Source organism: Sphaerisporangium corydalis (genome assembly GCF_025506355.1).
GTDB lineage: Bacteria > Actinomycetota > Actinomycetes > Streptosporangiales > Streptosporangiaceae > Sphaerisporangium > Sphaerisporangium corydalis.
In genome coordinates this window covers 24809-46005 of sequence record NZ_JANZYP010000044.1, presented here as the reverse complement: position 1 = coordinate 46005, position 21197 = coordinate 24809, and the positions used below count along the sequence as shown (strand labels likewise).

24 protein-coding genes are annotated in these 21197 nt (G+C 71.4%); 13 read left to right on the top strand and 11 right to left on the bottom strand.

The window, feature by feature from the left end; translation table 11 throughout:
* Positions 1-12: 12 nt before the first annotated feature.
* Positions 13-429, bottom strand: a complete 417-nt coding sequence (locus NYZ98_RS26655; protein WP_262846157.1) for a tautomerase family protein — start codon at positions 427-429, stop codon at positions 13-15.
* 69 nt (positions 430-498) lie between these two features.
* The gene (locus NYZ98_RS26650; protein WP_262846155.1) at positions 499-1353 is read right to left on the bottom strand and encodes an SDR family oxidoreductase; all 855 of its coding nucleotides are present in this window, start codon (positions 1351-1353) and stop codon (positions 499-501) included.
* A 172-nt stretch (positions 1354-1525) separates the two neighbouring features.
* Between NYZ98_RS26650 and trpB the strand changes: the two genes are divergently transcribed.
* Genes trpB through NYZ98_RS26635 form a run of 3 tightly spaced genes read left to right on the top strand, consistent with a single transcriptional unit; the run spans position 1526 to position 4268 of the window.
* Positions 1526-2743, top strand: coding sequence for a tryptophan synthase subunit beta (trpB, locus tag NYZ98_RS26645; protein ID WP_262846153.1), 1218 nt, complete (start codon positions 1526-1528; stop codon positions 2741-2743).
* Positions 2740-3525, top strand: a complete 786-nt coding sequence (gene trpA / locus NYZ98_RS26640; RefSeq protein WP_262846151.1) for a tryptophan synthase subunit alpha — start codon at positions 2740-2742, stop codon at positions 3523-3525. The genes trpB and trpA overlap by 4 nt, the downstream gene beginning before the upstream one ends.
* A complete protein-coding gene (locus NYZ98_RS26635) occupies positions 3522-4268 on the top strand; it encodes a GntR family transcriptional regulator (RefSeq protein ID WP_262846149.1) in 747 nt (248 codons plus the stop codon). The genes trpA and NYZ98_RS26635 overlap by 4 nt, the downstream gene beginning before the upstream one ends.
* Positions 4269-4290: 22 nt before the next feature.
* On the opposite strand, the gene NYZ98_RS26630 is transcribed toward NYZ98_RS26635, so the two are convergent.
* Positions 4291-4824: a GNAT family N-acetyltransferase gene (locus tag NYZ98_RS26630; RefSeq protein ID WP_262846147.1), complete on the bottom strand. Its 534-nt coding sequence runs from the start codon at positions 4822-4824 to the stop codon at positions 4291-4293.
* 345 nt (positions 4825-5169) lie between these two features.
* Here NYZ98_RS26630 and NYZ98_RS26625 point away from each other — a divergent pair, with 345 nt between their 5' ends.
* Positions 5170-5703, top strand: coding sequence for a DUF1062 domain-containing protein (locus tag NYZ98_RS26625; protein ID WP_262846145.1), 534 nt, complete (start codon positions 5170-5172; stop codon positions 5701-5703).
* 131 nt (positions 5704-5834) lie between these two features.
* The gene (locus NYZ98_RS26620; protein ID WP_262846143.1) at positions 5835-6260 is read left to right on the top strand and encodes a peptidase inhibitor family I36 protein; all 426 of its coding nucleotides are present in this window, start codon (positions 5835-5837) and stop codon (positions 6258-6260) included.
* Here NYZ98_RS26620 and NYZ98_RS26615 read toward each other — a convergent pair.
* The gene (locus tag NYZ98_RS26615) at positions 6257-7318 is read right to left on the bottom strand and encodes a helix-turn-helix domain-containing protein (RefSeq protein WP_262846141.1); all 1062 of its coding nucleotides are present in this window, start codon (positions 7316-7318) and stop codon (positions 6257-6259) included. The two genes, NYZ98_RS26620 and NYZ98_RS26615, sit on opposite strands and share 4 nt — an antisense overlap.
* A 194-nt stretch (positions 7319-7512) precedes the next feature.
* On the bottom strand, positions 7513-8136 hold the full coding sequence (locus NYZ98_RS26610; protein ID WP_262846139.1) for a TetR/AcrR family transcriptional regulator: 624 nt from the start codon (positions 8134-8136) through the stop codon (positions 7513-7515).
* Between the two features lie 108 nt (positions 8137-8244).
* Between NYZ98_RS26610 and NYZ98_RS26605 the strand changes: the two genes are divergently transcribed.
* Positions 8245-9090, top strand: coding sequence for an NAD(P)H-binding protein (locus NYZ98_RS26605; RefSeq protein WP_262846137.1), 846 nt, complete (start codon positions 8245-8247; stop codon positions 9088-9090).
* Between the two features lie 10 nt (positions 9091-9100).
* Here NYZ98_RS26605 and NYZ98_RS26600 read toward each other — a convergent pair whose 3' ends face one another.
* A complete protein-coding gene (locus NYZ98_RS26600) occupies positions 9101-10075 on the bottom strand; it encodes a helix-turn-helix transcriptional regulator (RefSeq protein ID WP_262846135.1) in 975 nt (324 codons plus the stop codon).
* A gap of 108 nt (positions 10076-10183) precedes the next feature.
* Here NYZ98_RS26600 and NYZ98_RS26595 point away from each other — a divergent pair, with 108 nt between their 5' ends.
* The gene (locus tag NYZ98_RS26595; RefSeq protein WP_262846240.1) at positions 10184-10579 is read left to right on the top strand and encodes a RidA family protein; all 396 of its coding nucleotides are present in this window, start codon (positions 10184-10186) and stop codon (positions 10577-10579) included.
* A gap of 46 nt (positions 10580-10625) precedes the next feature.
* Here NYZ98_RS26595 and NYZ98_RS26590 read toward each other — a convergent pair whose 3' ends face one another.
* On the bottom strand, positions 10626-11699 hold the full coding sequence (locus NYZ98_RS26590) for an endonuclease/exonuclease/phosphatase family protein (RefSeq protein WP_380708651.1): 1074 nt from the start codon (positions 11697-11699) through the stop codon (positions 10626-10628).
* A 50-nt stretch (positions 11700-11749) separates the two neighbouring features.
* Positions 11750-12442 carry a M15 family metallopeptidase gene (locus NYZ98_RS26585; protein ID WP_262846131.1) on the bottom strand — a complete coding sequence of 231 codons (693 nt, stop codon included), beginning with the start codon at positions 12440-12442 and terminating at the stop codon, positions 11750-11752.
* A gap of 87 nt (positions 12443-12529) precedes the next feature.
* Here NYZ98_RS26585 and NYZ98_RS26580 point away from each other — a divergent pair, with 87 nt between their 5' ends.
* Both NYZ98_RS26580 and NYZ98_RS26575 read left to right on the top strand, forming a co-directional pair.
* Positions 12530-13225, top strand: coding sequence for a response regulator transcription factor (locus NYZ98_RS26580; RefSeq protein WP_262846129.1), 696 nt, complete (start codon positions 12530-12532; stop codon positions 13223-13225).
* Positions 13218-14321 carry a sensor histidine kinase gene (locus tag NYZ98_RS26575; protein ID WP_262846127.1) on the top strand — a complete coding sequence of 368 codons (1104 nt, stop codon included), beginning with the start codon at positions 13218-13220 and terminating at the stop codon, positions 14319-14321. Before NYZ98_RS26580 ends, NYZ98_RS26575 begins: the two co-directional genes overlap by 8 nt.
* On the opposite strand, the gene NYZ98_RS26570 is transcribed toward NYZ98_RS26575, so the two are convergent.
* The gene (locus NYZ98_RS26570) at positions 14311-14769 is read right to left on the bottom strand and encodes an Lrp/AsnC family transcriptional regulator (protein ID WP_262846122.1); all 459 of its coding nucleotides are present in this window, start codon (positions 14767-14769) and stop codon (positions 14311-14313) included. The two genes, NYZ98_RS26575 and NYZ98_RS26570, sit on opposite strands and share 11 nt — an antisense overlap.
* A 77-nt stretch (positions 14770-14846) precedes the next feature.
* Here NYZ98_RS26570 and NYZ98_RS26565 point away from each other — a divergent pair, with 77 nt between their 5' ends.
* A complete protein-coding gene (locus NYZ98_RS26565) occupies positions 14847-15923 on the top strand; it encodes a Glu/Leu/Phe/Val dehydrogenase dimerization domain-containing protein (RefSeq protein ID WP_262846117.1) in 1077 nt (358 codons plus the stop codon).
* A 76-nt stretch (positions 15924-15999) separates the two neighbouring features.
* Here the strand turns inward: NYZ98_RS26565 and NYZ98_RS26560 are convergent, their stop codons facing one another.
* Positions 16000-16917 (bottom strand): LysR family transcriptional regulator, encoded by a 918-nt coding sequence (locus NYZ98_RS26560; protein WP_262846112.1) that lies wholly within the window; start codon positions 16915-16917, stop codon positions 16000-16002.
* 97 nt (positions 16918-17014) lie between these two features.
* On the opposite strand from NYZ98_RS26560, the gene NYZ98_RS26555 reads away from it, so the two are divergent.
* Together NYZ98_RS26555 and NYZ98_RS26550 are read left to right on the top strand one after the other, a co-directional pair.
* A complete protein-coding gene (locus NYZ98_RS26555) occupies positions 17015-17971 on the top strand; it encodes an EamA family transporter (RefSeq protein ID WP_262846110.1) in 957 nt (318 codons plus the stop codon).
* A complete protein-coding gene (locus NYZ98_RS26550) occupies positions 17968-19491 on the top strand; it encodes an alpha/beta fold hydrolase (protein ID WP_262846109.1) in 1524 nt (507 codons plus the stop codon). Before NYZ98_RS26555 ends, NYZ98_RS26550 begins: the two co-directional genes overlap by 4 nt.
* Before the next feature lie 33 nt (positions 19492-19524).
* On the opposite strand, the gene NYZ98_RS26545 is transcribed toward NYZ98_RS26550, so the two are convergent.
* Positions 19525-20376 carry an aldo/keto reductase gene (locus NYZ98_RS26545; protein ID WP_262846108.1) on the bottom strand — a complete coding sequence of 284 codons (852 nt, stop codon included), beginning with the start codon at positions 20374-20376 and terminating at the stop codon, positions 19525-19527.
* An 85-nt stretch (positions 20377-20461) separates the two neighbouring features.
* On the opposite strand from NYZ98_RS26545, the gene NYZ98_RS26540 reads away from it, so the two are divergent.
* Positions 20462-21193, top strand: coding sequence for an ankyrin repeat domain-containing protein (locus NYZ98_RS26540; RefSeq protein ID WP_262846106.1), 732 nt, complete (start codon positions 20462-20464; stop codon positions 21191-21193).
* The last annotated feature ends 4 nt before the right edge of the window (positions 21194-21197 follow it).

The following is a 21197-nucleotide window of genomic DNA, read 5'->3' as shown; positions in this document are numbered from 1 at the left end:
CCGGTCACGGCACTAGACCGAGCCGGGGTCGAGACGATCAGTCGGCACTCCGTTGTTGTACGTGGCCACACCGTTGCCCATCGACCAGTCCGCCGTGCCGACGGTGAACAGGTTGAAGAAGACGTCCTCCCGCCGTAGACACAGCTTCTCGTGTAGTTCGTCCACAACAGTCCGGTAGAAATCAGCCTTTTGCTCAGGGCTCGCGCCGTCAATGAAGTCGAGCTGGATGAAAACACAATTCTCGGACCGGTGGATGCCCAGGTAATCGGGGTCATAGAGGAAGTTCTCGATTTTGTGTTCGGTGATGACCTGGAAGCGATCTTCGGGTACGCCCAGATGCTCGACCATCTTGTCGTACACGACGTTCGCAATGGTTCTACGGTATTCCACCGACTTCCCCGCCACGAGATCGATCCGCGCGAGTGGCATGACAAACGTCCTTCCCTTATGTGGAGAGGCGCGGTGCCCCAAGAGTGCTCGCGGTCTCCCGAGACGTTGTCAGGTGGTGACAGGGGTCTCGGGGCGCATCTCGTAGGAGTGCTGGATGGCCTGATGCCGGGTACCGAGGCCATCGGTGACCTTCCGCTGCCAGGGGACCTGCTGAAGCCGCTTGGTCTCGTCGACCATCGACTTGGGCTCTAGGTTGCGGAAGTCGTCGACCTCGCCGGCGACCACGGCCGTCAGCGTCGCGTACACCGCTTCGGGGTCGAACTGCGCCCGGGGGAAGGCGAGCTTGGAGTAGTCGAACAATCGCTGCGACGGGTCGTCCTCCCAGCTCTCCCAGGTCTGGAACATGCGGTCGTTGAACCCGGTCAGGAACGGCCCCGGGTTGACCGTGGCGACTTCGATGTTGTACTCCTGCAGCTCGTACGCCATGGTCTCCGCGATCGCCTCCAGCGCGTGTTTCGACGCGGAATAGACACCGGTGAACGGATTGACGTTCAAGCCTTCCCGCGAGGAGACCCAGACGATGCGGCCGGCGCCGCGTTTGATCATCTGCTTGGCGATCCCCTGGGTGAGGACGAGCGGCCCCGTGACATTGACCTCGAACTGATGCCGGATGTTGGCCTCAGGAACGTCGACCGTCGCGCCGCCCTCGCCGATCCCCGCGTTGTTCACGAGGATCTCCACGCCCCACTCGAGAGCCTTTCGACGGTCTCCGGCGTTCGTGACGTCAAGCTTCTCCACGCGCAGCTTGACACCTCGCTCGACCGCCTGCCACTTCAAAGTCTGCACCTGGGCGTAGATCTCCACCCCGGCGATCACGTCGAAGCCCTTTTCGGCCAATCGCATGGCGGCCTCGTACCCGAAGCCGGTACCCGCTCCGGTGATGAGGACCTTCCTCAGTGTCATGGCAGCACCATCCCAACCACGAACCAGACAAGCCATCCACCACGCCGGACACCTCCATACGTTGAACGAAGGCCGGAGGGCGCGGCTCCAGCTCGTACCCGGCGGCCGTCCAGTGGTCACCACGGCCGATCCTGAGTTACTGTTCTAGAACAGTCGAGGAGAGAAGGCGATCATGGGCGAGATGTCCTGGTCCGGCCGGCAGGGTGTCGCGGTGCCCCCCGGGGCCCGCGCGATGGGCGACCCCGGCGCCACCGGCCGGTTCGGCGGTTACGGCGGGCGGTACGTGCCGGAGTCGCTGATCCCGGCCTGCCACGAGATCGAGGCGGCGTTCCGTGCGGCCTGGGGCGACCCCGAGTTCCGCGGCAGGCTCGACACCCTGCTCAGGGTCTACGCCGGCCGCCCCACCCCGCTGACCCCCGCCTGGCGGCTCTCCCGCGAGCTCGGCATCACCCTGTTACTCAAACGCGAGGACCTCGTGCACACCGGCTCACACAAGATCAACAATGTGGTCGGCCAGGCGCTGCTCGCCCACCGGATGGGCAAGGAACGTCTGCTGGCCGAGACCGGCGCGGGCCAGCACGGCGTCGCCACGGCCACCGCCGCGGCGCTCCTCGGCCTCAAGGCGACCGTGTTCATGGGCGAGCGCGACATCGAACGCCAGGAGCTCAACGTCCTGCGGATGAACGTGCTGGGCGCGGAGGTCGTGCCGGTCACGACCGGCAGCCGCACCCTCAAGGACGCCTGCAACGAGGCGATGCGGCACTGGGTGTCGTCGGTGGACGACTCCTACTACTGCGTCGGGTCGGTGATGGGCCCGCACCCCTACCCGTGGATGGTCCGCGAGTTCCAGCGGGTGATCGGCGAGGAGGCCCGCGCCCAGTGCGCCGCCGAACTCCCCGTCGGCGTGCCCGACTACGTGGTCGCCTGCGTCGGCGGCGGCTCCAACGCCGCGGGCACGTTCGCCGGCTTCGCCGGCACCACCGCCCGGCTCGTCGGGGTCGAGGCCGAGGGCGGCGCGGCGGCGACCTTCGGCAGGGCCGGGGTGCTGCACGGCTTCCGCTCGCTGGTCCTGCAGGACGAGCACGGCCAGGTGCGGGAGGCCCACTCGGTCGCGGCCGGCCTCGACTACCCAGGGATCGGCCCCGAGCACGCCCACCTGCGCGACGGGGGGCGCGCCCGCTACGAGACCGTGAACGACGACGAGGTGGTCAAGGCGCTGCTGCGCCTGGCCCGCACCGAGGGGATCGTGGCCGCGCTGGAGTCCTCGCACGCCGTGGCCTGGGTGATCCGGGCCGCCGGGTCCGGCGAGATCGCGCCGGGGTCGACCGTGATGCTGACCCTCTCCGGCAGGGGCGACAAGGACATCGCCTCCATCAAGGAGCTGCTGTGACCGGATCTGTGGAAGAGTTCCTGACCGCCCGCCGTGGCACGGGGCGTCCCCTGCTGGTGCCCTACGTCACCGCCGGGGTCACCCCCGACTGGACGAACATCGTCCGCGCCTACGCCGACGCGGGAGCCGACGCCGTCGAGCTGGGCTTCCCCTTCTCCGATCCCATGCTGGACGGCGTCACGATCCAGGAGGCCGCGGGCCGGGCGATCGCGGCCGGGACCACGGTCAGGGGGATCCTCGACGAGGTCGCGACGCTCGACGCCGGCGTGCCGCTCATCGCGATGACCTACAGCAATCTGGTGGTGCAGCGGAGCGTCGCGGAGTTCTGCGCGGCGCTCGCCGCGAGCGGGCTGCGCGGGCTCATCGTGCCGGACTCGCCCCTGGAGGAGGCCGGGGAGCTGGCCGACGCCGCGGCGGACGCGGGCCTGGATCTCGTGCTGCTCGCCGCCCCGTCGTCCTCCCGGGCCAGGCTGCGCGAGATCGCCGAGCGCAGCCGGGGCTTCGTCTACGCCCTGACCCGCATGGGCACCACCGGCGAGCGCGGCGAGATCTCCGAGGGGGCCGCCCGGCTCGGCCGCGAGCTCAAGGAACTCACCGACCGGCCGGTCCTGTTCGGTTTCGGCGTCTCCAGCCCGGCGCGGGCCGCCGAGCTGGCGGGTCACGCCGACGGCGTCGTGGTGGCTTCCGCGCTGATGCGCCGGCTTCTCGACGGCGCCCGGCCACGCGAGCTGGGAGCATATGTGGCGAGCCTTCGACGCGCACTCGACCAGGGAGCCAGATGAGCAGTACGCCCCGCTACCGCGCCATCGCCGACGACCTGACCGGCAAGATCAGGTCGGGCCACTACCGCGCGGGCGAGGCGTTGCCCGCGCAGCGTGAGCTCAGCGCCTCCTACGGCGTAACGATGATGACGCTGCGGCAGGCGTTGCAGGTCCTCAGCGGCGAGGGTCTGATCGTCCAGCGGGCCGGCCGCGGCACTTACGTGACGCCGGCCAGCGCGGAGTACCCCCTCGACACGCTGCGCAGTCTCGGCGACGACCTGCGCAGGCAGGGTCACCCCCTGCGGACCGAGGTGCTGTCGGTCGCGGTCCGGCGGGCCCCGCGCTCGCTCACCCGCCTGCTGGGCGACGCGCCGGCCGGCCACCGCGCCCTCCGGCTGGTCCGCGTACGGCACCTGCTGGGCCGGCCCGCCGTCCACCAGATCTCCTGGATCGCCGAGCCGCACGCCTCGGCGGTCAAGGGGACCGATTTCACCGAGACCCCGCTGTACACCGCGCTCGCCGACGCCGGCGCGCGCGTGCACCGGGCGACCGAACGGGTCAGGCCGGCCCTGCTCACCGCCCCGGTCGCGGCGCTGCTGCGGCGTCCTGCGGGCGGCCCGGTCTTCGTCAGCGAACGGGCGACCTATGACGACCAGGGCGCCCTGGTCGTCCTGGACCACGCCACGATCCTCGGCGAACTGCTGGAGATCAGGGCCGAGCGCAAGGCCACGGACCTGTCCCTGCACTGGGTCTCCCAGCCCTGACGGCACCACCGGCCACCGGCGGCTACGAGGGGGCCGGGACCGGAGGCGGCGGATCGTCACGCAGCCTGCTGTACATCCAGCCGTCGCGCCACCGCCCGGCGCGGAACTCCACCGCGCGCAGGACGCCCTCCAGCCGGAAGCCGGCCTTCTCCAGCGATCTCTGTTCCGCGATGTTCTCCGGGTGGGTGCCCGCCTCGATGCGCTGGGCCGGGGTGTGGGCGAACAGGTAGTCGCACAGCATGGCCTGCGCGCGCCAGCCGATGCCTCGGCCACGCCAGTCGGGGAGCAGGACGATCCCTATCTCCCAGTATCGGGAGACCTCCGACCCCCGCGCCGCCCAGCTCATCATGCCCGCGGCCGTGCCGTCGACCTCGACGATGACCCGGCTGTCGGCCGCGCCCAGGTATCCGTCGGTGGCGAAACGCCGCGCCGGGGCCTGCGCGTCGCGGAACCCCGTCCAGTCCAGACCGATGAGTCCTGGTTCCGTGGCGAAACGCCGCAACATCGCGAGATCGTCCTCGGCCACCGGCCGCAGGCGTACCTCGAGCGCGCCCACCGCGCCACCTCCCTGGTGATCGTCCGATCGCGTCTCTGGCCTGGACCTTACCTCGCAAGATCGCAGAGCGCGGGACGGGGGCGGGGCCGCCGCTGGAAAACCGTTTGAGCCGTCCTTCCGCGGTCCCGTAGGTTGCCTGCGACCCCGTCACAGTGAGGACAAAGGACACACCGCGTGACCCCGCCCGCTCTCCAGGCCTGACGCCTTCTATCGATCACCGTCAAGCCGGCCCTCCCGCCGGCTCCGCCGGGCTGCCCGAGCGCGCCCGGTCATACGGCGTCTGAGGCCGCGCGCAATCGGCCTCGTGTCAGGTCCAGAGAGATCATGTCTTCACAACCTCATATCGTGCTGCCCTGGGTCGTCCGCCGGACCAGGCTGCCTCTGCTTTCCATGCGGTGCGTGGGCTGCGGGTCGGAGTCGGCCACCACCGGCGAGGGCAGGTTCCGCGTCAACGCCAACGGCAAGCTGCTGGACGTGTGGCTGCTGGTCCGCTGCGTGTCCTGCGACCGGACGAGCAAGCTCACCGTGCGCGAGCGCGCGCCGGTCAGTTCCTTCGACCCGGCCGAGCTCGACGGCTACCGCGCCGGCGATCCGAGGCTGGTGGCGTCCAGGCTGCTGGATCCACTGTTCGCCCGGCGCAACCGCTTCACCCTGGACTGGGACGGGGCCTGGCGGCTGGACGCCCCGCCGGCATGCCTCGACGAGGCGTTGCCGTTCCAGGTGGACGTCGTCTTCGACGACCCGGTGCCGGTGCGCCCGGACCGGCTCATCGCGCAGGGGCTCGGCCTCAGCAGGAACGAGGTGGCGCGCCGGATCAAGTGCGACATTCCGCTGCGCCGTTCCAGGAGTACCGGGTTCACCTTCACGGCCCTGTCGTGAGGTGACCCGGCCATCGGCCCAGACAGTGCACGCAGACCTAAGGAGCGTGTACTCACGCGTAACGACAGGCCGGAGCGCGGCAGGCATTGTTCACGACATGCAGGAAGAACGATTCGAAAGGAGAACTGCTCATGTCGCAGCGAACGCAGGTGGACTTCGCCTCCCGCCTTCCCCGGCAGCGGAGGATCTTCGTGAGGGCCGCCAAGCTGAGGTTTCTCGGCGCCCTCGCCGCCGCGGCCGTGCTGGTGCCCGCACTGGCCACCGGTTCGGCCCAGGCGTCCTCCGCCGGCACCGCCCGTCAGGCGGCGGCGGTCCGTGGCGTCCACGTATTCGCGGAAACGGGCTTCTCGGGCCCGAACACCTGGCTCGACGGGAACGTTGGCCAGTGCTACTACGTCGGCTCCGGCTGGAACGACACCATCAATTCCGCCCGTACCGAGAGCAGCCGCCTGGTGGAGCTGTGGGACAACTCCAACTGCACCGGGGGCGCGATCGTCGTCGACAGAACCGGCTACAGCTCGATCGGCGACTGGGTCAGCGGGTACCGCATCCGCTAGTCCGGTGACGGCCGGGACCACTCGATCGCGAGATCGACCGGCCGTGCGGGGGGATCGGACCGATCCTCCCGCACGGCCGGCAGGCGCACGGCGGCGCACTGCTGCCGGTACTGCCGTGGGGACAGACCGTAGGCACCGCGGAAGGCCTGGCTGAAGTGCTGGAGGTTGGTGAAGCCCCACCGGGCCGCGATCGCGGTGATCGTGCGGGCGGCCAGCCACGGCTCGGCCAGGTCGCGCCGGCACCGTTCCAGGCGGCGTTCGCGGATCCAGCCGGCGACGGTGTGCTCCTCGTCGCGGAACAGCTGGTGCAGGTAGCTCACCGAGATGTGGTGGGCCGCGGCGATCGCGGCCGGGGTCAGCTGGGCATCGCCCAGGTTCGCCTGGACGAAGGCGTGGATCTGGGCGAGCAGCGCGCGCCGCCGGCTGCCCGGCGGTACCGCGCTGTTGGCGTCCAGTGCGCCGGCCAGCGCGGCGGTCAGGACGTCGAGGGTCAGGGTGGAGACCCGCATCGCCTCGTCCGGGCTGAACTCCCCGAGCCGCCGGACCAGCTGGAGCAGGTACTGCGAGGCCAGCGCGCCGATGCCCCGGTCGCCCCGGATGCGGAGCGCGCTGAGCTCCCGCAGGCCCCGCTCGGGTAACGGCAGCGACGAGCGCGGGAACTGCAGCGACAGCACCTGGCCGCCCGCGGGGTCCGTGGACCCGAACCTGGTCAGGTAGGGGTGCGAGCTATCACGGAGCATCAGGTCTCCGACACGCAGCTCCGCCTGCCGGTCGGCCTGCTCCCCGATGGCGTGCCCGCGGACGGTGCAGGTCACGAAGAGGGTCTCGGGGTCGGACCGGCGGATCAGCCGGGGCGTGCGCCGGATCGTCAGCGACGGCGCGGTCAGCACCGTCGCCTGAACGGGGCCGAGCCCGTTGAGGGCGACCTGAGCCTGAAACGCGCTCTCCGTACCCGGTTCGCAGTGGGCGTCCAGCGGCATCCACATCTTCGCGCTCATCTCGCGCCAGAAGGCGAACCGCTCGTCCACCGGGACCTTCGCGAAGGTGACCACATCCATGGCTTCTCCCCATCGGAGTGACGCTCTGGGCCCTGCCCGGCATCGTCCGATCAGGCTCGCGGGTACCACCCGGACGACCCCCGACGTCGATGCGAACTACGACGTTCATCGTACTAGCCCGCGGCGCGATGCGTCTTCCCATTTACCCCGGGGCCGTATGACGAGGACGTTCGCCACGATGGAGAGGTGAAGGTCTACCCAGGGCCGCCGGGATCTCCTGACGGCCGGCCGAGCGAGTCGATCCAGCGTGCCAGCCGGTCGCCTTCGCGGGTCATGAGCTCGGGGTCGCGGAAGGTGTTGGTGAGCAGCGAGATCCCCTGGTAGGCGGCGATCAGGGCGACCGCGAGGTCGCGGGAGTCGCTCCGGCCCATCGAACGGAACTGCCGCTCGGCCCAGTCGATCAGGCCCTGCATGACCTCGGCCACGGTGCGGTCGAGACCGTCGGCGCGTTTGTCGAGCTCCGAGGCCAGGGTCCCGGTGGGGCAGCCGTACCGGGCGGCGAGGTCGCGCTGCCGCACCCAGCCGCCGATGAGTGACTTCAGCCGGTCCTGCGGAGCAGGGAGCTCGTCGAGTGAGGCGATCATCGCCTGGAGGCCCTGCGCGTGCGCGCCGATGGCCGCCTCGACCAGGTCGTCCTTGGTCTTGAAGTAGTAGTAGACGTTGCCCACGGGGACGTCGGCCGCCTGTGCGATGTCGGCGAGCGTCGTCTTCTCCACGCCCTGCTCGTGCAGCATCCGCACGGCGGCGGCGGTCAGTCGCTCCCGTTTGCCCCGCTTCGCGATGGCCGGGGGCCGATCGCTCTTTTTCAAGTCGGTCACCTAACTAACCATAGACAACGGCCGGTCAGGCTGGCTATGGTCGCACCTAAGTCAGTCAACTAACTCGACCGGGGAAAGCTCCGGCATGACTGATCAAAGGGGACGTTCATGATCGTAGTAACGGGAGCCACCGGCAACGTCGGCCGGCCGCTCGTACAGGCACTCGCGGCAGCCGGTGAGCGGGTGACGGCGGTGTCCCGGGGAGCCTCGGGCGTGGCGGTGCCCGAGGGCGTCCGGCACCGCCAGGCGGACCTGGCCGACGCCGAGAGCCTCCGGCCCGTTCTCGACGGCGCCGACGCGGTGTTCCTCCACGACGGCGGTGCCGGCGCGCACCTGCTGAACCCCCAGGGCCTCCTCGACGCCGCGAAGGCCGGCGGCGTCCGACGGGTCGTCCTGCTGTCCTCCCAAGGAGTCGCGACCCGACCGGGGTCGTCCTCCCACGGGCGCGTGGGACGGTCCATCGAGGACGCCATCCGGCGGTCGGGCATGGACTGGACGATCCTGCGGCCCGGTGGCTTCGCCTCCAACACCTTCGCGTGGGCCGAGACGATCCGCACCCACCGCACGGCCGCCGCACCGTTCGGCGACACCGGGCTGCCGCTCGTCGACCCGGCCGACATCGGCGAGGTCGCCGCGGCGGCCCTGCGCGAGGACGGTCACGCCGGGCAGGTGTACGAGTTGACCGGGCCCGCCCTCAGCACGCCCCGGCAACGAGCCGAGGAGATCGGCGACGCGCTCGGCGAGCCGATCCGGTTCATCCAGCAGACCCGCGAGGAGGCCCGCGCGCAGATGCTGCGGTTCATGCCCGAGCCCGTGGTCGAGACCACCCTTGACATCATCGGCGAGCCCACCCCCGCCGAGCGGCTGATCAGCCCCGACGTCGAACGGGTCCTCGGCCGCACGCCCCGCGCGTACGCCGAATGGGCGGTCCGCAACATCGCCGCCTTCAGATGACCACATGCTTTCAGGACGGCGCCGCGTAGCGGGCGGCGATCGCGGCGGCGCGGTCGCGCAGGGCGTCGCGCAACCACTGCGGGGCCAGGGCCTCCGCGTTCGTGGAGAGCTGCCACAGCGCCCATTCGGCGTGTCTCCGATCCTGGAAGGTCACCTCCATCCGCAGCCGGCCGTCCGGGCCGGCCTCTTCGGCCAGGACGGCCAGCGCGGTGCCCACCAGGTCCTCCCGCCGAGCCGGGTGCACCCGTACCAGCACGGTGACCTGGTCGCCGCCGGCCCTGAACCGCGTGCTCCGTTCCCGCCAGGCCCGGTCCAGATCGACCCGGTCGGGCCGCTGGGCGGGTTCGGCGAGCGCCTGGGCGGCCAGGATCCGGGACAACCGGTAGGTGCGGTCCGCGCCGGACCTCGTGGCCAGCAGGTAGCTCCGCTCGCGTACGGTGACCAGCCCGATCGGGTCCACCGTCCGCCACTTCGGGGTCTGGTCCACGGCCGCGTAGTGGATGCGCAGCTTGTGCCCGGCGAGCACCGCGCGCAGGACCTCGGCCACGACGGTGTCGGGCGCCTCCTCGGCGACCAGCCGGCGCGAGAGCAGATCGGTCTCCGGGTCGACGAGCAGCCGCTCGGACGCGCCGGCCGCGGTGTCCCGATAGCTGTCGGGCAGCGCGTCGACCACCTTGAGCATCGCCGACGCGAGCGCCGAGCCGAGGCCGAACGCCTGCGCGCCGCGCCGTGATCCGGCGACCAGCAGGGCGAGGGCCTCGTCGTGGTTCAGCCCGGTGAGCTCGGTACGGAAACCGGGCAGCAGCTCGAAACCGCCGTGCCGGCCGCGTTCGGCGTAGACCGGGACGCCGGCCGCGGACAGCGCCTCGATGTCGCGCAGCACGGTGCGGGTGGAGACCTCCAGCTCGCCGGCCAGCGCGACCGCGGACATCCGGCCGTGCCGCCGCAGCAGCAGCACCAGCGAGACCAGCCGGTCGGCGCGCATGCGGAAACCCTAGAGGAATACACGACACAGGATGTCGTGATTTGCCGGGAGGCTGATCATCACGGCCACCAGGGCCGATGGATTGTCGACGAAGGAGCTGATGTGGCCATGGAGCGAACGGCCGTCAACCCGTGGGCGTGGTCGGTGGAGCTGGGGTACAACCAGGGCGAGGTCGTCTCCGGGCACACCCGGACCCTGTACTGCGCCGGGCAGACCGCGATGAGCGGCGACGGCAAGCCCGAGCACGCCGGTGACATGGCGGCGCAGCTGGCGCTGAGCCTGGACAACCTGGAGGCCGTGCTCGGCGGGGCCGGCATGTCCCTCGCGAACCTCGTCAGGCTCAACGTCCACACCACCGACGTCGACCTGCTCTTCCAGCACTACGGGGTGCTGGCGTCGCGGCTGGGCGCCGCCGGGGTGGCACCGCCCACCACGATGCTCGGGGTGGCACGGCTGGCGATCCCCGACCTGATCGTCGAGCTCGAAGGAACCGCCGTGGCGTGACGCGGCCTCGTGCCGCCGCCGGAGGCGGCACGAGGAGGGCGGGTGCTCACCAGCTGATCGCGGCGGCCACCGGCAGGTGGTCGCTGCCGGTGGCCGGCAGCACCCACGACCGCTCCGGCCGCACGCCGCGGACCAGGATCGCGTCGGCCCGTACCACCGGGAAGGCCGCCGGCCAGGTGAAGCCGAAGCCGTCCCCGGCCGCCTCCTGGGCCGGGAGCAGCCGTGCGGTGAGATCGTCGAACGCGCGGTCGTCCATGGTTCCGTTCAGGTCGCCGAGCAACACCACCCGCGTGGTCCTCTCGGCGGCGATGGCCTCGCCGATCGCCTGCACGCCGATGTTCCGCGAGGCCGTCCAGAAGCCCGCCGCGGGATTCACCCGTACGGACCCGAGGTGGGCCACGTACACCGCCAGTGGCCCATGGGCGGTGGCGACCGTGGTGCGCAGCGCCCGGTTCGGGGCGATCTTCTCGTCGGCCGGAATGGTCTTCGCCGCCGGCCCGAAGTTCATGATGTCGATCAGCCGGGTGTCCGACAGCGGCAGTTTGCTCCACAGCCCGACCGTGCCGAGCACCGTGTGGTGCGGGTAGGTTCTCGCGAGTTCCTTCTCGTACGTGCCGGTGGTCTGCGGGACCAGTTCCTCCAGCGCCAGCACGTCCGCCCCGGAGGCGGCCAGGTCACGGGCCGTGCCGGCGGGGTCGGGGTTGGCGGCGCCGACGTTGTGAGCGGCCACGACGAGGTCGCCGCCCGGGTGGGACCTGTCGGCGAGCCGCCCGCCGAAGAGGGACGCCCACACCACGACCGGCAGCAGCAGCGCGGCCACCGCGGCGGCGGAGCGGCGCCACAGCGCCCCGGCCAGCAGCACCGGGACGAACAGGCCGAACCACGGCAGGAAGGTCTCCACCAGGCTGCCGAGGTTCCCGATCCGGTTGGGGATCTCCGCGTGCAGCAGCATGACCAGGCCCAGCAGCACTGCCAGCGCCGCGAGGACCAGGCCGCGCTTCCAGGGCCCCGGCCGGGTGGCGGCGCGGATCGCCCGGCGGACGCCCGCGCGCCAGGTCGCCGGGCAGGTGTCACGGCCGCCGCCGTCCTGCCCGGTCTCCGCCGTGTCCACCCGCGCCATCGGCCGTCCTCGCTCACTGTCGGTGTCGCTGTTGCGAAAAGTACTGCTCACTACCGCATCCTCGGGTCCTCGGTCGGGTCGGCGTACATTCGCGGGCACCCACGATCGATCGCGCCGGCCCGCAGCTCGTAGTGCCACGGTTCGTTCCGGTAGACCGGGCACAGCCCGTACCGCGCACCATGGCCGGACAGCCAAGCCGTCGCATCGGACTTCCCGATGTCGACGGCCTTTCCTTTCACGTGGAGTGAGGTCGCCGCGGTGGCCACCCACCGGGCCGCCGCCTTCTCCGATCCGTATTCGGCGGCCGCCTCGCGAAGAAGCCGATCCTGGTACGCCGGGGAACGCCAGCCGCTGTTGACGAAGAATTCGATACCGTCGTTCGCGGCGTCCGTCGCGGCCCGGCGCAGGGCCTTCAGGAGATCCGGATCGAGGCGGGCCACGGCCGGAACCGCGTCGTCGAAGACCGTCACCCCGTCGGGGACGACACCGTCGGCCTCGCCGACCGCGCCAGGGGGCTCACGGCGAGGAGTGTTCCTGCCGGGCGTGGCGCGCTGCTCCCTGCGTGGAACATCCAGAGGCGCCACGGCGGAGGCGGACCACGACGCCGCCAGGGAGGGCGAGGGATTCCGCGCCTGGTAGCCGAGGGCCGCGCCGCCCAATGCCATGACGACGGTCAGGCCGGTGCCGGTGATCCAGTAGATCGTGCGGGGCGCCTTTCGTGCTGTCTTCGGGAGGTGAGGCATGCTGCCAGTCAAGGCAGTGTGGTGTTGCCGGGGCGTATGGGGTTTTGGATATGCCGACGATATGCGCCTGCTCATAGCATCGAGAGCGTGCGCGTGCTGATCGTCGAGGACGAGCCTTTTCTGGCGGAGGCCATTCGCGATGGCCTGCGCCTGGAGGCGATCGCCGCCGACATCGCCGGTGACGGCGACACCGCCGTGGAGCTGCTGAGCGTCAACGCCTACGACATCGCCGTCCTCGACCGCGACATCCCCGGACCCTCCGGTGACGAGATCGCCGGACGCATCGTCGCCTCCGGCAGCGGCATGCCCATCCTCATGCTCACCGCCGCCGACCGGCTCGACGACAAGGCCACCGGGTTCGGGCTCGGAGCCGACGACTACCTCACCAAACCGTTCGAGTTCCGGGAGCTCGTCATGCGGCTGCGGGCGCTGGACCGCAGGCGCGCCCACAACAGGCCTCCCGTGCGGGAGATCGCGGGCCTGCGCCTCGACCCGTTCCGCCGCGAGGTCTACCGGGACGGCCGCTACGTCGCGCTGACCAGGAAGCAGTTCGCGGTGCTGGAGGTCCTGGTCGCCTCCGAGGGCGGTGTCGTCAGCGCCGAAGAGCTCCTGGAACGCGCGTGGGACGAGAACGCCGACCCGTTCACCAACGCCGTGCGCATCACCGTCTCGGCACTGCGCAAGCGTCTCGGCGAACCGTGGATCATCGCCACCGTCGCCGGCGTCGGCTACCGCATCGACACGGCACCCGGCACCGGGCGTACGGGAGAAGACCGTGGATAGGGAGCCCGGGCTGAGCGTCCGCCTCAAACTCACGCTCAGCTACGCCGGGTTCCTCATGGTCGCGGGCGCCCTGCTGCTCGCCACCGTGTGGGTGTACCTCCTGCGCGACGTCGACGTCGTCTCACACCGCCCCGGTGAATTCGTGCCCGTCCGCTACGTCATCCTGCACGCCTACGGCCCGGCGACGGCCGTGGTACTGGCGTTCCTGCTGGTGTTCGGTCTCCTGGGCGGATGGATCGTCGCCGGTCACATGCTCGCCCCGCTGACCCGGATCACCAACGCCACACGCATGGCCACCAACGGATCGCTCTCCCACCGGATCCGGCTACCGGGCCGCGAGGACGAGTTCCGCGAACTCGCCGACGCCTTCGACACCATGCTCGCCCGGCTCGAGGCGCACGTCGCCGAACAGCGGCGTTTCGCGGCCAACGCCTCGCACGAGTTGCGGACCCCGCTGGCGATCTCGAAGGCGCTTATCGACGTGGCCCGCACCGATCCTGACCACGACGCCGGCGAGGTCATCGACCGCCTGCACGCCGTCAACACCCGCGCGATCGACCTCACCGAGGCACTGCTCCTGCTCAGCCGCGCCGAGCAGCGGTCCTTCACCCGGGAACACGTCGACCTGTCCCTGCTGGCGGAGGAGGCCACCGAAACGCTCCTGCCCCTCGCGGAGAAGCACGGCGTCACCATCGAGACCCGCGGCGACATCACCCCGGCGATCGGGTCGCCGGCGCTCCTGCTGCAGCTGACCACGAACCTCGTGCAGAACGCGATCGTCCACAATCTGCCTGAGCGGGGCTTCGTGTGGGTGACCACCGGCGTCCGCCCCACCAGTGTGGTGCTCACGGTCGAGAACACCGGCGAGACCATCTCCCCTCGGCTCGCCTCGACGTTCACCGAGCCGTTCCAGCGCGGCACCGGGCGCGTCCACACCGGCCACCCGGGCGTCGGGCTCGGCCTGGCGATCGTCAAGTCCATCACCCAGGCGCACGGCGGAAGGCTCACGCTCACCCCGCGCCCGGCCGGCGGGCTCCACGTCACCGTGGAACTCCCCGCGACCACCCCGGCTTCCCGGTCCCACCTCAGGGGGTGAGGGGTTCGAGGACCTGGTTGTGGGTGTGCTGGTAGATCACGGAGGTGCGGAATCCGACGACCTCGCGGCGCTCGGTGAACTTGTCCATGAGGAAGCCATGGAGGTAGTCCACGCTCGGCGTGGAAACGTGCACGATCATGTCGTCGCCGCCGGTGACGACGTAGACCGTGCTGACCTCGGGCAGGCCGGCGGCATAGGCCTTGAACGCCTCGATGATCGCCCGGCTGAAGGGGCGGATCTGGAAGTGGATCAGCGCCTGGACGTGGCGGTTCAGGGCGGCCGGGTCGACGTCGGCGTGGTACCCGCGGATGACCTTGCGGGCGCGCAGCACGCGGATGCGTTCGAGGCAGGTCGAGGGGGCGATGCCGAGGGTGCGGGCGAGGTCGCGGTTGGTCTGCCGCGCATCGCGCTGCAGATGCCGGAGGATCGCCGAATCAAGTTCGTCCATGGGGCGAGTATGGCATCCAGATCGAATTAAATTCGGCCGATCATAGTGGGCGTTGTCATGACTGCTAGCTTCGCGCCATGACCGCCGCACTTGAGCAAACTCTGTCCGTCAATGTCCCGAACTTCTCGCACGAGTTGATCCAGATCGTCCGCGGCCGTCGCAGCGGACTGGCGATCAGCATCGCGATCCATTCGACCGCTCTCGGCCCGGCGGCCGGCGGGTGCCGGATCGCCTATTACGCCGACCCTGCCGCCGCGATCACGGACGTGCTGCGGCTGTCGGCGGCGATGACCGAGAAGAACGCGCTGGCCGGACTGGACCACGGCGGCGGGAAGACGGTCGTCGCGCTCCCGGCCCCGGGCCGGCCGGCCGGCGCGGAGCGCACGGCGCTGCTCCACGACCTCGGCGACGCGATCGAGTCGCTCGGCGGCCGCTACATCACCGGCCCGGACGTGGGAAGCGGCCCCGCCGACATGTCCGTGATCGGCGAACGCACCACGCACGCCTGCTGCCGGCCCGTCGAGGACGGCGGCAGCGGCGACTCCTCCCTGCACACCGCGCGCGGCACCCTCGCGGCACTCGGCGCGGTGGCCGAGGAGGCCTTCGGCTCACCGGAGCTCGCCGGGAGGACCTTCGGGGTGATCGGCCTCGGCGCGGTCGGCGGCCAGGTGGCCCGGCTCCTGGACCAGGCCGGCGCGCGGCTCGTCGTCACCGACGTCGACCCGGCCAAACGCGGCCTGGCCACGGAACTGGGCGCGACCTGGGTGGATCCAGGCGACGCCCTCACGATGGAGGTCGACGTCCTCATCCCCGCCGCCCTCGGCGGACTGCTGACCGCCGGCACGGTGCCGTCGCTGCGGTGCGCCGCCGTCGCCGGCCCGGCCAACAACCAGCTCGACGAACCGGCCACCGGCGACCTCCTGGCGGCACGGGGCATCCTGTGGGCGCCCGATGTGGTCGTCAGCGCCGGAGGGGTCATCCACGCCATCGGCGTGGAACTGCGTCAGGAGCCGGAGGAACGGCTGACCGAACGCATCCAGGGCATCGCCGCCACACTCCGGCAGGTCTTCCAGACGGCCCGGGCCCACCAGAGCACACCCGCGTTCGCGGCCAGGCTGCTCGCCGAGCAGCGGGTGCGCGGCGGACTGGGGTGACCGTCGCCCTGCTCATGGGACGGTCGCGGTGACCATCCCCCTGCTCACGGGACGGCCGCGATGACCGTCGGCCCGCTCACGGGACGGAGTGCTCCAGGGCCAGTTCGCCGGCCAGGCCGGACGCGGCCTCGACGGCGATCTCGATGGCCCGGGCCGCCAAGGGAGAGTGGGTGCGGCCGGCCCGCCAGTGCAGGCAGATCTCGCGCGGGGGTATGGCCGGTCGCAGCTCGTGGACGCGGAGCCGGTCGTCGTGCTCGGCGCCGGCGGCGTGGACGGCGAGCCACGGCAGCACCGCCGACCCCATCCCGGCCCGCACCATCGACAGCAGCGTCTCGTTGCCCGCCGTGCGGAAGACGACCTTCGGGTTCACGCCCGCCCGGGTGAACGCCTCCTCCATCCTGGGCTGGTCGCAGGTCGCCGGCCAGGCCACCAGCGGTGCGCCGTCCAGCCGGTCCAGCGGGACGGAACGCCCGGAGAAGGTGCCGCGCCCGGCCACCAGCAGGTACGGATCGTCGAGCAGCTTGACGTGCTCGACGTCGCCGCCGAGGGGGCCGTCGTAGAACAGCAGGTCGAGATCGCCGATCTGCGGCGCCTCCGGCTCCTCCTCGGACAGCCGGATGTCGCAGCCGGGATGCTCGTCGCGCAACCGGCGTACGACGACCGGCAGGATCACCGAGGACACGCTCTGCAGGGTGCCGATGTCGATCCGGCCGTCGCCCGCCTGGAACCGGTCCACGGCCTCGGCCAGGGCCACCGCCTTCGCCAGCAGCTCGCGCCCGTGTTCGAGGACGACGGCGCCGAGCGGTGTGATCCGTACCGGTCTCGGCCCGCCCGGCCGGTCGAACACCGGGCCGCCGACGGACCTCTCCAACGCGGCGATCTGCTGGCTCACGGTCGACTGGGTGTAGCCGAGGCGGGCCGCCGCCCGGCCGAACGAGCCCTCCTCGGTGACGGCGGCCATCGCGGCCAGGTGCCGCAGTTCGAGATCGTTCACGGGTCCCAGAGTACGGCCAAGCCATCGTTTCTGGCGATCGAGTCGATCGGGAACAATCGCTTTTCACGATGGCGCCCGGGCTCCTAACGTGGCGGGCATGACAGTGACCACCGTTACACCGGCCAAGGCCCGGAGCCCGCTCCTGCTCGTCGGGACCGCCCTGGCGATCGTCTACGTCGTCTGGGGCTCGACCTACCTCGCGATCCGCATCATGGTCGAGGAGATGCCACCCCTGGTGAGCGCCGGGGTCCGCTTCCTGACGGCCGGCGTGCTGGTGGCCGGGGCGCTCGTGGTGCGCGGCGGCCCGGGCCGGCTGGCCGTGACCCGCCGGGAGCTGCTGGGATGCGCGCGGATCGGGCTCCTGCTGGTCGTGATGGGCCAGGGCCTGGTGACCCTCGCCGAGTACGGCGGGGCCCCGTCGGGGATCACGGCGTTGCTGATCGCGGCGGTGCCGCTGTGGGTGATCTGCTACCGGGTCCTGTCGGGCGAACGCCCCGCCGGCCGGACGGTGGCGGGCGTGGCGATGGGGTTCGGCGGCCTGGTCGTGGTGGTCGCCGCGAACGGTCTCGGTGGCGCCTTTCCGGTCTGGACCATGGCGGTCGTCCTCCTCGCCGGCCTGTCGTGGGCGTTCGGCTCGTGGTACCAGCCTCGGATCGAGCTGCCGCGTGACCCGTTCGTGGTCACGGTCTACGAGATGCTCGCCGGTGGCGGAGCGCTGACGGTCATCGGGCTGGCCGGTGGCGAGCGCTTCGACCCGCTCGCCTACTCCGCCGGAGCCTGGGCGGCGTGGGGCTACCTGGTCCTGTTCGGCTCGGTCCTGGCGTTCTCCGCCTACATCTGGCTGCTGCAGTCGGCGGCGACCTCGCTGGCGGCCACGTACGCGTACGTCAATCCGCTGGTGGCCGTCTGCCTGGGATGGCTGACCCTCGCCGAACCGGTGACGGTGCCGACCCTCGCCGGCGGCGTGGTCGTGGTGCTCGCGGTCGCCGTCGTCGTGCGCTCCGAGTTCCGCCCGGCGAATCCGGGTCCCACCGATCGAAGGAGAGTCCGATGAGCACGTTCGTATTGATCCACGGCGCGGGAGACACCGGATGGTCCTGGCACCTGGTGGCGGCCGAACTACGAGCGCGTGGGCACGACGTGCTGGCCCCCGACCTTCCGGGTGACGACGAGTCGAAGACTTTGACGGACTACGCCGACGTCGTGGTCGAGGCCGTCGGTGACAGGCGGGACCTGGTCGTCGTGGGCCACTCGTTCGGGGCGTTCACCGCCCCGCTGGTCGCCGACCGGCTGCCCGTCGACGTGCTGGTCCTGCTGGCCGGCATGATCCCGTCGCCGGGTGAGCCGCCGGACGAGTGGTGGGCACGCACCGGCTACCGGAGCGCGGTGGCGGAGCAGGCCGGGCGCGACGGCGGCCTGACCGGCGACGCGGATCCGTTCGTGAGCTTCTACCACGACGTGCCCCGGGAGCTGGCCGAGGAGGCGATGGGCAGGCAGCGCGCCCATCCGTCCACGGCCGCGTCGGCCGCCCCGTGGCCGCTGGACGCGTGGCCGGACGTGCCGACGAGGTTCGTGCTCTGCGCCGAGGACCGCTTCTTCCCGCCCGGCTTCTTCCGCCGGCTGGTGCCCGAGCGCCTGGGCATCGTCCCCGACGAGATCGCGGGCGGCCACTGCGTCGCGCTCAGCCGCCCCAAGGAGGTGGCGGACCTGCTGGCGGGCTACGCGGCCCGGTATCGCAAGGATCCGGAGACGGTGCCGTCCGACCGGCAGGGCACCCGGACGCGGCCTCACCGGACCAGGCCCACCGGCGTGTTCGACTACGACGCGGAGCTGCGGCGGCACAACGAACTCTTCCGTGCCGCCGCCCGCGTCGGCCCGCGCGACCGTGTGCTCGACATCGGCTGCGGTACGGGCCAGACCACGCGCGAGGCCGCTCGCGCGGCCGCCGCCGGGAGCGTGGTGGGCGTCGACCTCTCCGGTCCGATGCTCGAACGGGCCCGCCGGCTCAGCGACGACGAGGGGCTGTCCAACATCACCTACCGGCAGGCGGACGCTCAGGTCCACCCTTTCCCGTCGGCGCGTTTCGACGTGTGCGTCAGCAGGTTCGGGGCGATGTTCTTCGCCGACCCGGTCGCCGCGTTCACCAACATCGGGCGCGCTCTGCGTCCCGGAGCGCGCCTCGTGCTGCTGGTCTGGCGAGATCGCGACCGCAACGAATGGGCCTCCGCGATCCGCCGGAGCCTCACCGCCGCCGCACCCGCCCCTCCCACCGGTGGTCCAGGCCCGTTCTCGCTCGCCGACCCGGCCGTCACGGAAGGCATCCTGGCGGCGGCGGGCTTCACCGACGTGAGCTTCACCGACGTGCACGAGCCCGTTTTCTACGGCCCGGACACCGCGGCCGCCTTCGACAACGTGCTCCTGCTCCGGGAGTACGGCGACCTGATCGCCACCCTCGACACCGCGGCGGCCGAGCGGGCGCGCACACGGCTCCGCGCCACCCTCGCCGCCCACTCCACCGGCGACGGCGTGTACTTCGACTCCAGCGCCTGGATCGTCACCGCCCGCCGTCCCTGACCACCGCACCCGATCCGGCCGGCGGTGCCCGCGTCAGGCCGTGCTCGGGAAGGCCCGTCGCGGCTGGATCCGGTCGAGCCGCCGCCACTGGTCGCCGCTCAGCCGCAGGCTCGCCGCGGCGACGTTCTCCTCCAGGTGGCCGATCGTGCCGGTGCCCGGAATCGGCAGCACGACCGGCGAACGGCCGAGCAGCCACGCGAGCGAGACCTGCGCCGCCGTGGCGCCGAGTTCGGCGGCCACGGCGACGATCTCGGTCGTCGCCTGCGACACCGCGGGGTGGACGGGCCGCCAGGGCAGGAAGGCGATCCCCGCCGCGTCACAGGCGTCGAGCACGGCCTCGTGCTCGCGATCGAGCAGGTTGTAGCGGTTCTGCACGCTCGCGACGTCGATGATCTTCCGCGCCTCTTCGAGCTCGGCGACGGTGACCTCGGACAGTCCGATGTGGCCGATCGAGCCCTGGACCTGGAGTTCGCGCAGCGTCCCCAGCTGGTCGGCGAGCGGCACCTCCGGGTCGACGCGATGCAATTGGAGCAGTTCGAGCCGGTCGACCCGGAGCCGGCCCTGCTCGACCTGGTCCCGCAGGAAGTCCGGCCGCCCGCAGATCGCCGCGTCGTGCGGGGGGTCGGGCGGCGCGACCCCGACCTTCGTCGCGATGAGCAGGTCGTCCGGATAGGGGTACAGCGCCTCGGCGAGGAGCTCCTCGTTGGCGCCCCACCCGTACAGGTGCGCGGTGTCGATCAGCGTGACACCCAGGTCGACGGCGCGCCGGGCCACGGCGATGGCGGCGTCCCGAGCCGGTCCGGGTGCGGTCGGCAGGTGCATGGCACCGAACCCGAGCCGCCGCACGCTGCGCTCACCCCCGATGCGGAACGTGCTCGATGTCATGTGCTGGTCTCTCCCCCTCGATCGAGTTGGTCACGATAACAGCTGCGCCGACCAAAGATCGTTACGGGGCGGGAGGATGTCGGGCATGGCTTATCTGGGCACGGAGGACCCGGTCGCCGTCGCGGCGATCGGCGCGGTTCACGACGGCGACGTCGAACGGCTGGGACGCCTGCTGCGGGAGCATCCGGGGCTGGCGACCGCCCGGTTCGGGGATCAGGGCGGCATGTCACGGACCTTGCTGCATGTGGTGACCGACTGGCCCGGCCATTATCCGAACGGCCCGCAGACCGTGGCCGCGCTGGTCGAGGCGGGCGCGGATCCGAACGCCCCGTTCGAGGGCGGTCACACCGAGACGCCGCTGCACTGGGCGGCCAGCAGTGACGACGTCCCGGTCCTGGACGCGCTCCTGGACGCCGGCGCGGAAATCGAGGCGCCCGGATCGTGCATTGGCACCGGTGGCACCGCGATCACGGACGCGTGCGCGTTCGGCCAGTGGAACGCCGCCCGCCGCCTGGTCGAACGGGGGGCCACCACCACGCTGTGGGAGTCGGCGACCCTCGGCCTGATGGATCGCGTGACCGCCCATTTCACCGGTGAGCGGCAGCCGGGCGCCGAGGAGATCACCCACGGCCTGTGGTCCTCCTGCCACGGCGGTCAGCGCGAGGCCGCGCGGTTCTTCCTGGAGCGTGGCGGGGACGTCAACTGGGTCGGCTACGACGACCTCACACCGCTGGACGCCGCGCTGCGCGCGGGCGCCGACGACCTCGCCACCTGGCTGCGCACCCAGGGGGCACGCTCAACGTCCGACCTCGGCTGAGGCG